General features: G+C 73.0%; 8 protein-coding genes. 3 read left to right on the top strand and 5 right to left on the bottom strand.

Going from position 1 to position 10,781, the window contains the following annotated elements; translation table 11 throughout:
- Together NBW84_RS10710 and NBW84_RS10715 are read right to left on the bottom strand one after the other, a co-directional pair.
- On the bottom strand, positions 1-883 hold an 883-nt coding region (locus NBW84_RS10710; protein WP_250284115.1), incomplete at its 3' end, for a hypothetical protein.
- Positions 880-3,369 (bottom strand): Eco57I restriction-modification methylase domain-containing protein, encoded by a 2,490-nt coding sequence (locus NBW84_RS10715; RefSeq protein ID WP_250284117.1) that lies wholly within the window; start codon positions 3,367-3,369, stop codon positions 880-882. The genes NBW84_RS10715 and NBW84_RS10710, both read right to left, overlap by 4 nt.
- Positions 3,370-3,891: 522 nt before the next feature.
- Here NBW84_RS10715 and NBW84_RS10720 point away from each other — a divergent pair.
- Positions 3,892-4,098: a cold-shock protein gene (locus NBW84_RS10720; RefSeq protein WP_250284119.1), complete on the top strand. Its 207-nt coding sequence runs from the start codon at positions 3,892-3,894 to the stop codon at positions 4,096-4,098.
- A gap of 683 nt (positions 4,099-4,781) precedes the next feature.
- Here NBW84_RS10720 and NBW84_RS10725 read toward each other — a convergent pair.
- The gene (locus NBW84_RS10725; protein WP_445548222.1) at positions 4,782-5,951 is read right to left on the bottom strand and encodes an aspartate-semialdehyde dehydrogenase; all 1,170 of its coding nucleotides are present in this window, start codon (positions 5,949-5,951) and stop codon (positions 4,782-4,784) included.
- Positions 5,948-7,216: an aspartate kinase gene (locus NBW84_RS10730; RefSeq protein WP_250284121.1), complete on the bottom strand. Its 1,269-nt coding sequence runs from the start codon at positions 7,214-7,216 to the stop codon at positions 5,948-5,950. Before NBW84_RS10730 ends, NBW84_RS10725 begins: the two co-directional genes overlap by 4 nt.
- A gap of 304 nt (positions 7,217-7,520) precedes the next feature.
- Here NBW84_RS10730 and NBW84_RS10735 point away from each other — a divergent pair, with 304 nt between their 5' ends.
- Positions 7,521-8,105, top strand: coding sequence for a TerD family protein (locus tag NBW84_RS10735; RefSeq protein WP_250284124.1), 585 nt, complete (start codon positions 7,521-7,523; stop codon positions 8,103-8,105).
- 152 nt (positions 8,106-8,257) lie between these two features.
- Positions 8,258-9,262: a zinc-binding alcohol dehydrogenase family protein gene (locus tag NBW84_RS10740; protein ID WP_250284146.1), complete on the top strand. Its 1,005-nt coding sequence runs from the start codon at positions 8,258-8,260 to the stop codon at positions 9,260-9,262.
- Positions 9,263-9,383: 121 nt separating this feature from the next.
- Here the strand turns inward: NBW84_RS10740 and NBW84_RS10745 are convergent, their stop codons facing one another.
- On the bottom strand, positions 9,384-10,637 hold the full coding sequence (locus NBW84_RS10745; RefSeq protein ID WP_250284125.1) for a Fic family protein: 1,254 nt from the start codon (positions 10,635-10,637) through the stop codon (positions 9,384-9,386).
- Positions 10,638-10,781 lie beyond the last annotated feature (144 nt).

Genomic DNA, 10,781 nt, shown 5'->3' on the forward strand with positions numbered 1-10,781 from the left:
CCTCAGCGCCCGGGGCACCGGCGCGGGCGGCGTCCGGAGCGGCGCTCGCACCACCGGCCAGGGGAGCGGCGCTCGCACCACCGGCCGGGGCGGTCTCCGGGCTGGCGGGCGGACTGGCGTTCGTGCCGTCGGGCGGGCCGGTGGCGATGTCATCCCACTCGACGAGGACGAGGGCCGTCGCGGTGTAGCCGCCGCTGTCGGCGCCCACGCCGCCCGGCGCGCCCACGCCCGCGCGCAGCTTGCGGATCATGTCGATGGTCCGCTCGAAAGCGTCCGGTTCGGTGTCGAGGATCGTCGAGCGCTGCACGAACAGGAAGCCGACCGCGGCCAGCGGGTAGCGTCCCCGCAGGTTCCCGGCGTCCCCGTAGGCCTCCTCGAAACGGTTCGGCAGGTTCTTCCCGAACGACGAGACCTGTGCCTTCGTACTGATCAGGAGCTCGGGGCCGCGCTCCCAGCGGGAGATCACGACGTCGACCTGCTTGTCGTAGGCGCGCCCGAGGATCACCGCGTCCGCCGGGGTCACCGCCGGCATCGCGCCCACCCGGGCGCGCACCTCGTCGGCCAGCGCCTTCGGCAGCTTGTCGAGCAGCACGGCCACGTCACGCGGCAGCACCCTCGGCTGGGTGGCTCGCGGCCAGACCTCGTCGGCACCGAACCCGGCGCGGCGCAGCTCGTGGGCGATCCAGGCGTCGATCCCCTTGGCGAACGCGCCGCTCTCGGACGTCTCGCCGCCGCGCACCGGCTGGGTCAGCAGCTCGCCGAGCAGGTCGTAGTCGGGTGCGTAGCACGGCGGCGCGCCGGCGATGTGCCGCCATGGATCCGTCGGAGGATGGCGGGCGAGCACCGGCTCGTAGGCGACGAGCTTGTCCGGGCGGCGGCTCACCCGGGCCCGCTGCCCGAGCGTCGCGGGCCCGCACGGCCCGGGTCCGGGCGCCGCGAGAGCGGGCGTTCCGGGGCGGCGCGTTCCGCGTCCGCGTGGCCTGGGTCCGGGTGGTCTGGGTCCGGGTGGCCCATGCCCGCATGGCCTGGGTCCGCACGGCCCATGCCCGCACGGCCTATGCCCGCACGTGCGCGGGCATGGCGGCGGGACCACAGGGTGTGGCGGGCAGTTACGATCTGTTCGATGGCGGCGGCGTCCAGCCCGGCCCCGCCGGCGAGCAGCAGCTCGTCCACGCCTGCCACCGCGTCGGCGAGCCGTCCCGCAGCCAGCGCGCGCAGCACGCCGCGGCGGGCCGCGGACAGCTGTGGACGCAGCCGTTCGACCAGCTCCGGGGCGGGGACCAGCAGCCGGGCCGCCTCCCGCGGCTCGAGTTTCAGCATGCCGCCGCCGTAGGCGCGCCCGACCGTCTCGGCGGCGAGCATCGTCACGGAGTTCAGCGCGGCCAGCGGCAGCAGGTCCCGCCCGGTGCGCCGGTGCTCGGGGACGAGGACGACCCCGTGGACGGAGTTCAGGTGCGCCACCCCGGCCCGGTTGGTCGCCAGCTGCGGGGTGTCCGCGTTCATGTAGGTCAGCAGCAGGTCCGCCGGTGCGGCCGGGAGGGGGACCTGCCACCAGGGGCTGCGGATCCGGCACTTGTACGCCAGGTCGACCTCGGAGCGTTCGCCCGCCGCGATGTAGGCGCGGGCCGCCGGGGACGGCCGCGGCCCCGGCCGGAACAGCAGGGTCGCCAGGCCGGTGTCGGTCAGCCGCTGCCAGTCGCTGGTCCGTAGCGCGAGGGCCCGCAGGTGCCGGGAGCCTGGCGGCGAGATCGGGACGAGCTCGTCGTCGAGGCCGAGCGCGTCCGCCCGCTCCTGGCTGAGGGCGAAGTAGCGGTTGTTGCCCGTCACCGCGCCGAGCGTCGTGCGGCCCCAGGTCGCCAGCGTCCCGAAGAGACCGGCGATGGTGAGCTCGAGCATGGCCCGCCGGGCGGCGGCGCTGATCAGCGCGGGCATCCAGGAGGCCTGGGGCTCGGGCGTCGGTACGCCCACATCCGCCGCCGGGTGCACGATCGCCGCCGTGGTCGTGACGACCGCCGGAGGTGTGATTGTTGCCGGGGGCCCGCCCGCCGCGCTGGGCCTGGTAGCCGTTGGTGGCCCGTCCGCCGCCGGGGCACCAGCCGCGGCCGGTACCAGGAGCGCGGGCTGACCCAGCGCCGCCGTCCGTCGCACGTCCATGGGCCTGGCCGCGGCCGGGGACGTGGCCGCGGCCGGGCCTGGGGCCCACTGGGGCGGCACGCCGCCGGTCGGGCCGGTGGCCCGTTCCGTGGCCCGCTTAGTGGGCTGCCCCCCGTCGAGCGGGCCTCCCGCGCCCGGTGCCGTGCCGCCGGGCGGGCCCGCGGTGTGCCCGGCCCCGGTGGCGGCGAGTTCGGCCAGGTCGCGCACCTGGTGGACGTCGAAGCGGCCGGCCGGCCCGGTGCCCTCCGCGAGCAGCAGCAGGACCTCCTCCTGCACCCCGGGGAAGACCCGTTCGGTGAACAGCACGAGCTGGACGTGCCGGAAGCGTTCCAGCAGGAACTGCCGGACGGGCGCGGCGTAGTTCACCGCCAGCAGCTCGGCCGGGAGCACCAGGCCGAGACGTCCGGCCGGGCGCAGGAACCGGGCCGCGTGCACGGTGAACGCGGCCCACGAGCTGGCCAGGCTGGTCAGGCGGACACCGGCCTGCCCGGCCGCGGCCTGGGCACGCCCGCGAGCCTCACCGTGGAACTTCTGGTATCGCACGTACGGCGGGTTGCCCACGACGGCGTCGAAGTCGGGCCGTGCCGGCACGGCGAAGAAGTCGGCGACGGTGATCTCGGCCTGCTCGCCGCTCGACGTCACGGCCAGGGCGGCCGCGGCTGCGGTCGGCGCGTGCAGCTCGATCCCGCGCAGCTGGGCGCGGTGCGGCAGGCCGCCCTGGCGGCCGCCGCGGGGCTGGACAGCCTCGCCGCCGTAGCTGTTCTTGTCGCCATAGCTGCTCTTGTCGCCGCGGTCGCCGGCATGGCCGCCGCCACGGGACCGGCCGTCGTGGTCGTCGTCGCAGACGTGATCGCCGACGTGATCGCCGGGGCGGCTGCCGGGCTGATGGCCTGGATGGCTGTCGGGCCGCTGGCCGGCGACGCCGTCGAGAGCCCGCAGCCGGCGGGCGGCCGCCAGCAGGAACACCGCCTCACCGCAGGCAGGCTCGAGGACGCTGTCATCCCGGTCGCGGAGCGCCCAGGTGACAATATGATCACATAGCGCGGCTGGCGTGAAGAAGGCGCCGCGAATCTTACGGTGAGTGATCGAATCTGTGGCGCTGGTCGCTTCCCGGGCGGCCGGGAGCGCGGCCCCGCCCGACGACGGGCCGCCGGCCGTCCCGGACCTGCCGGTGACGTCGGGGGCGCGGGCCGTCTCGGGGGTCGGGGTTGCCACGTCCAAACCCTAGAGCCCGGCACCGACAGTTCGTCCGGCGCGTCGCCCTGACTTCGCTTCACCCGGTACGAGCCGCTTCTGTCCCCGCGGGTGCGAGCGGGCGGCGTGCCCGTTCCGCGTCCGCCTGCGGCTGGGACGTGTACGCCGGGTGTGGAGGCTGGAACCATGCCCGTTCCGGCTGCTCCCGTGGCCCGGGGCGTACGCGCCTCGCGGCTGGGGCGCCCACGCGGATGTGGGGGACTTCACCGGGCCGCCCGGCTCCCTGGCCGGGGGTTGCGGTGGGTTACCTGGGATGTTGTGGCATCACCCGGTGCGTGAGGTATGTAGTGGACTTCCTTGCCCGGAGGGCTCCCGCCATGGCCGGTAGCCGTGTAGCGTCTTCCATGGCCAAGTTCGGCGGTTGACGCCTACAAGGGGCGGCGACGGCGAACGCTGACGCGGGAGAAGCAGAATTCTTCCGCGGCAGACGGTCCGGGGCCCGCGCGGTGTGGGTCCTGACTGCACCAGCAGGGAGAACGGCACGTGGCTCAGGGCACGGTGAAGTGGTTCAACTCGGAGAAGGGCTTCGGCTTCATCTCCGTGGACGGTGGCGGTTCGGACGTCTTCGTCCACTACAGTGCGATTGACATGGAAGGCTACAAGAGCCTGGAAGAGGGGCAGCGGGTCGAGTTCCAAGTGACCCAAGGGCAGAAGGGTCCGCAGGCTGACGCCGTTCGTGTCGTCGTCTGAGCCACGTAGGGACGTAACTCCGAGGTATTTTCCACAGTCATAGGGCGAGGGCCCGCCATCTGCTGTCAGGGGCGGGCCCTCGTTTCTTGTTGGTGCGTGTAACTGGCTTGGGGCTCGGTGAATCGCCACCAATCATCATGAGCCGCGCCGTCGGTTCGCTCTCTGTGTTCCGCGTGCTTTCCTGTTCCGCGCGCTTTCCTGTTCCGCGCTCGCCAGGCGGTGGTGGTTGGCTGCCCGCTCGGATCCCGGCTGCGTACCCACGGGCCGCGGGTGATGTCCGCTATGCCTGGTCTCATCTGGATCGTCCGCTGGCGCCGGTACCGGCCAGAATGTTTGTTCATCTTTTGTCGTGGGCGTGCGCCAGGGAAACATCTTCGCCCTGATAGCGTCGTCCCAACGGCGTGTCCGGTGCACCGAACGGTGCCGCGATTCTGTTTTTCGGAACCGGTCGTGTTAACTGTCCGGCTCCGTCGGGTGTTTCCGTCGTCCCGTGACCGGAATCACATCCGGCCGGACTGCGTCACATCGAGTGAAATACAGCGTTCTCCAGACGGCCGACAGCGGGCGGATTCCCCGGTTTTCACCGCCGGCCGTGTTGCCGGCGGCGTCACGGCTGAATCTTCCGCGGCATGTCGATCCGGCCTGGCGTCGTCCCGTCGGCCCCGGCCCGCTGGTCGGCCCGCCTACCGCTCCAGCCGGTCGTGGGACACCAGCAGTTCGGCGATCTGGAGGGTGTTGAGCGCCGCGCCCTTGCGCAGGTTGTCACCACAGACGAACAGGGCCAGCTCGTGCGGGTCGTCGGGGGACTGCCGGACCCGGCCGACCCAGGTCGGGTCGGTACCGACGACGTCCGCCGGGGTGGGGAACTCACCAGCCGCCGGATCGTCCAGCACGGCCACGCCCGGCGCCGCGCGCAGCACGGCCCGTGCGGCATCCGCCGTGACCGGCTGTGAGAACCACGCGTGCACGGCTACCGCGTGAGTCGTGACAACGGGTACCCGCACGCAGGTCGCGGACACCTTCAGCCCGGGAAGCCCCAGGATCTTCCGGGACTCGTTGCGGATCTTCGTTTCCTCGGACGACCAGCCGCCGTCCTTCAGCGAACCGGCCCACGGCACGACGTTGAGCGCGAGCGGGGCCGGGAACGGGCCGAGCCCGTCCGCGCCGACCGCCTTGCGGACGTCACCCGCGCTCCGGCCGAGGTCACGGTCGCCCGCGACCGCGGCAAGCTGGGCGTAGAGGGTGTCCACACCGGCCTGGCCGGCCCCGCTGGCCGCCTGGTAGGACGTCGCGACCAGGGACCGCAGGCCGAAGGCGCGGTGCAGCGCGCCAAGCGCGACGATCATCGACAGCGTCGTGCAGTTCGGGTTGGCGATGATCCCGCGCGGCCGGTCGGCGACCGCGTCCGCGTTCACCTCGGGCACGACGAGGGGAACGTCCGGGTCCATCCGGAACGCCCCCGAGTTGTCGACCGCGACCGCCCCGCGGGCGGCGGCGACCGGCGCCCACCGCGCCGAGATCTCGTCCGGTACGTCGAACATGGCGATGTCGACACCGTCGAAGGCCTCCGGCGTGAGCGCGAGCACCTCGACGTCCTCGCCGCGGACCCGCAGCCGCCGCCCGGCGGACCGGGCCGAGGCGATCAGGCGGATCTCGCCCCAGATGTCGGGACGTTCGTCCAGCAGCGACAGCATCACCGTGCCCACGGCGCCGGTCGCCCCGACCACCGCCAGTGTCGGCCGCCGGCCCGCGCCCGTGCCCGCGTTCACAGCACCCGCCGGAGCGGCCGGCAGCGGACGCGCCGGCACCGCCGCCGTGGTCGCCGTCGCCGTCTCGCGCGCCCCGCCGGTCATCGGCCGGTTCCCGCGTAGACGACGGCCTGGCCGTCGGGGTCGCCGAGCCCGAACGCGCCGTGGACGGCCCGCACCGCGACCGGCAGGTCGGTGTCCCGGATGACCACCGAGATCCGGATCTCCGAGGTAGAAATGATCTCCACGTTGACCCCGGCGTCGGCCAGCGCCCCGAAGAACCGGGCCGACACCCCCGGATGCGACTTCATCCCCGCGCCGACCAGGGAGAGCTTGCCGATGTGGTCGTCGTACAGGGTCCGTTCGAACCCGATCTCCGTACGGACCTTCTCCAGCGCGTTCAGAGCGTTACGGCCGTCGGTTTTCGGCAGGGTGAAGGAGATGTCGGTCCGGCCGCTGCCGGCGACCGACCCGACCTGGACGATCATGTCGAGGTTGACGTCGGCGTCGGCGACCGCCCGGAACACCGCGGCGGCGACCCCGGGCTTGTCCGGGCAGCCGACCACGGTCACCTTCGCCTCCCCCTTGTCGTGCGCGACTCCCCGGATGATGGCCTGTTCCACCAGCTCTGCCTCCGCAATCTCGGTGACCCATGTCCCCGGCCGCAACGAGAACGACGAGCGGACGTGCACGGGGACGGTGTAGCGGCGCGCGTACTCGACGCACCGAAGCATGAGCACCTTGGCCCCGCAGGCCGCCATCTCCATCATCTCCTCGTAGGAGATGCGTTCGATGCGGCGGGCGTCCGGCACGATCCGCGGGTCGGCGGTGAAGACGCCGTCCACGTCGGTGTAGATCTCGCAGAAGTCGGCGCCCAGGGCGGCCGCGAGCGCGACGGCGGTCGTGTCCGAACCGCCGCGGCCGAGCGTCGTCACGTCCTTGGTGTCCTGGCTGACGCCCTGGAAGCCGGCGACGATCGCGATGGCGCCCTCGTCCAGGGCGCTTCGGATGCGCCCCGGGGTGACGTCGATGATGCGGGCCCGGCCGTGCACCGAGTCGGTGATCACCCCGGCCTGGGAGCCGGTGAAGGAACGGGCCTCGGCGCCCAGGTTCGAGATGGCCATGGCCAGCAGCGCCATGGAGATGCGCTCACCGGCGGTGAGCAGCATGTCGAGCTCGCGGGCCGGGGGGAGCGGGGCGACCTGCTCGGCGAGGTCGAGCAGGTCGTCGGTGGTGTCACCCATCGCGCTCACCACCACGACCACGTCGTCGCCGCGGCGGCGCTGGGCCACGATCCGTTCGGCGACCCGTTTGATCCGGTCGGCGTCCGCCACGGAGGAGCCACCGAACTTCGCCACGACGAGCGCCATGGGTCCCAGGTTACTTGGGACCCATGGCGGCCCGTCCCGTCGCTCGGGGACACGCCGGTCCCGAGTGCCGCTTCGCCGGGGGTGAAAGCGCGATTGCGCCGCTTTTGGCCCGCCGGGGCCGGGACGCGGGAAGAGCTGCGGCCGTCGACGGGCCACGCCGCCGGCATGCCCCGCCATGTACAAAGCCCGACCTGGGGTGGGCGGGTGACCACCTGTGTGCGAGGGTTCTTCTGGAATCCATTGTCGGACATCGGTCGGGGCGGCCCGCCAGCAGACGGGCCCCGATCGGAAGGGATGACTGCACATGGCCATCAGCCTTGCCAAGGGTGGCAACGTCAGCCTCACCAAGCAGGCGGCCGAGGCGGGCACGCCCCAGCTCACCGCGCTCACCGTCGGGCTCGGATGGGACGCCCGCACCACCACCGGAACCGACTTTGACCTGGACGCCTCCGCCATCGGTGTGAAGGCCGACGGCAAGGTCCTCAGCGACCAGTACTTCATCTTCTTCAACAATCTGAAGTCCCCGGAGAGCGCCATCCAGCTCACCGGCGACAACCTCACCGGCGCGGGGGAGGGGGACGACGAGTCGATCGTCATCACCCTCGGCCAGGTGCCGGCCGAGATCGACAAGATTGTCATCCCGGTGTCGATTTACGGCGCGCAGGACCGGCAGCAGAACTTCGGCCAGGTACGCAACGCCTACATCCGCGTCGTCGACCAGACCGGCATCGAACTGGTCCGTTACGACCTGTCCGAGGATTATTCCACCGAGACGGTCGTCATCTTCGGTGAGGTTTACCGGAACGGTGCCGAATGGAAGTTCCGCGCGGTCGGCCAGGGCCACAACGACCTCAGCGGCCTCGCCCGCGACCACGGCGTCAACGTCTGAGGGCGTCGCCGTCCGAGAGCGACGGTGCGTGACGGGCTCGACCCCCGGGCCCTGTCGCTCGGCGGCCGGCGGGCCGCGTCGCCGGGGCCCGGGTCGCCGGGGCCCGGTAGGTGCCGGCCGGAGCTGGGAACATCGGGGGCATGGCACCGACGATGATCGGTTGGCAGGTCGGCGCACCGGCTCCGGCGGCGGCCCGGCCGCTGCGCCGGGCGGCCGTCCCGGTACCCGAGCCGGCCGCCGGTGAGGTCCGGCTGCGGGTCGCGGCCTGCGGTGTCTGCCGCACCGACCTGCATCTCGCCGAGGGCGACCTGCCGCCGCGCCGGCCCGGCACCATCCCCGGGCACGAGGTCGTCGGCTACGTCGACGCGGTCGGCGGCGACGTCGTCGGGGCCGCTGTCGGTGACCGCCTCGGCATCGCCTGGCTGCGGGAGACCGACGGCGCTTGCGGCTACTGCCGGCGCGGCGCGGAGAACCTGTGCCCGGCGTCCCGCTACACCGGCTGGGACGCCGACGGCGGCTACGCCGAGTACGCCGTCGTCCGCGCCGACTACGCCTACCAACTGCCGGCGGGCTATTCCGACGGGGAGCTGGCGCCGTTGCTGTGCGCGGGCATCGTCGGCTTCCGGGCGCTGCGCCGGGCGGAGCTGCCGCCCGGCGGCCGGCTGGGGATCTACGGTTTCGGCGCGTCCGCCCACCTGGCCGCGCAGGTGGCGCTGGCGGAGGGAGCGCGGGTGCACGTCATGACCCGTTCCGAGGCGGCCCGCCGGCTCGCGCTCTCACTCGGCGCGTCGTCGGCGTCCGGTGCCTATGAGGCTGCGCCGGAGCCGTTGGACGCCGCGGTCCTCTTCGCTCCGGTCGGCGATCTGGTGCCGGTCGCGCTGCGTGCCCTCGACCGGGGCGGGACGCTGTCGATCGCCGGTATCCATCTCTCCGACGTGCCGGCGCTGAACTACCAGCGGCATCTGTTCCAGGAACGCTCCGTGCGCAGCACGACCGCGAACACCCGGGCGGACGGCCGCGAGTTCCTGGAGATCGCCGGCCGGCACCACCTGGCGGTCACGATCACGCCGTACCCGCTCGACCGCGCGGACGACGCCCTCGTCGACCTGGCCGCGGACCGGGTCAACGGCGCCGCGGTGCTGTTCCCGTCCACCTGAGCGTGGCGGCCGGCTGAGCGTGGCGGCCGGCTGAGCGTGGCGGCCGGCTGAGCGTGGCGGCCGGCTGAGCGTCCCGTCCGGCTGAGCGTGTCCGTCCGGCTGGCGCATGGCGGCCGTCCGGTCAGGAGCGTTTTCTGGACGCGACGAGCCGGCGTTCGGCGGCGCTGAACAGGTCGGATACCTCCCGGTTGAGGTAGCCGATGGTGCCGCGGCCGATCTGCCGGCGGCGCAGGATGCCGGCCGCGACAAGCTCTTCGGCCGTCGCCCGGGCCGTCCGCGGCGGGACGCCCAGCCGATGTGCCGCGCTCACCTCCGTGAGCACCGGGGATTCGGGCAGCGTTGCCAACAGCTGGTCGGACATGGACGGCTCCCACGGCCTGTTCCGGAACGCGGTCGTCCGGTTGCGGAAAGCAGACAGCCGGACGTCCCAGGAGCGGCGCAGCGCGGCCAGTTCCACGGTGAACCTGCGGGTCTCCTCGACGGCGGCGGCCGTGGCGTCCAGGAAGAAGGTGAGCCACTGGCCGACCGCCGCGCGGGCGGCCGCGCTGTCCGGCGGGCCGTTGTGGCAGAAGGCGGTCAGCGCCGCCACGTACTCGTCCGGCCGGGTCATGAAGACGAGGCTGACCGGCAGCACGGCCGGGCCGAGCAGCCCCCGCCGGGCCAGCAGCGCGTGGATGAGCACACGCCCGACCCGTCCGTTGCCGTCGGCGAACGGCTGGATCGTCTCGAACTGCGCGTGGACGAGCCCGGCCTGGACCAGGGACGGGTGCCCGCCTTCGGACGCGTACGCGGCAAGGTCGGCCAGCAGCCCGTCGACGGCGGACGCGGGCGGCGGCACGAAGGCGGCGTCGAGCGGGTTCCACTCGCTTCCGCCCAGCCAGGTCTGCACGGTCCGCGGGCCGGTGCCAGGCTGCTCCGGCAGCAGGGTGCGTTGCAGGCCGACGATGCCGTCCACTGTGATCGTCCTGGCCTGGGCGGCGTCGGTGACCGCCTGGCGGAGCGCGGCGATGGTGTGGGCGACCCCGCGGGCGCTGGTGCTGAAACCCTCGATGGTGGTGTCCGGGGTGGCCGTGGCGGCGAACTCCGCCAGCGCGACCTGCTGTGGGGCGACCCGGATGCCCTCCATCCGGGCCGATCCGATGGCCTCCGAGCGGAGCAGGAAGCCGGCCGCCCGCTCCAGGCTCACCGTGGCCGTGCCGCGCAGCGCACGGATACTGGCCTCGATGGCGGTGGCCCGGGAGAGCAGATCCCGCGGGAGAGCCGGCGGGCTGGCGGCGAGCGGGTCGGGGCAGTAGGGGCGGTACACGCCCACCCGGCGCCCACGCGGCGGCGCGGCCGGATCCGGGGACCACAGCTGCTCCCCGTATCGACCCATCGCCGGATTCCTTTGTTTTCAGTGTTTTTGTTTCAGTGTTTTCAGCATGCCAGCAGCGGCGGGGCGGCCAGCGGGACACGTGAATTGTCCGGAACGGGAGAATGCCCGGGCCCGGGGCGAAGGCCGCTCTGAGGACTGCTCTGA

The sequence above is a fragment of the Protofrankia sp. CiP1_Cm_nod2 genome (assembly GCF_920664355.1).
Lineage (GTDB): Bacteria > Actinomycetota > Actinomycetes > Frankiales > Frankiaceae > Protofrankia.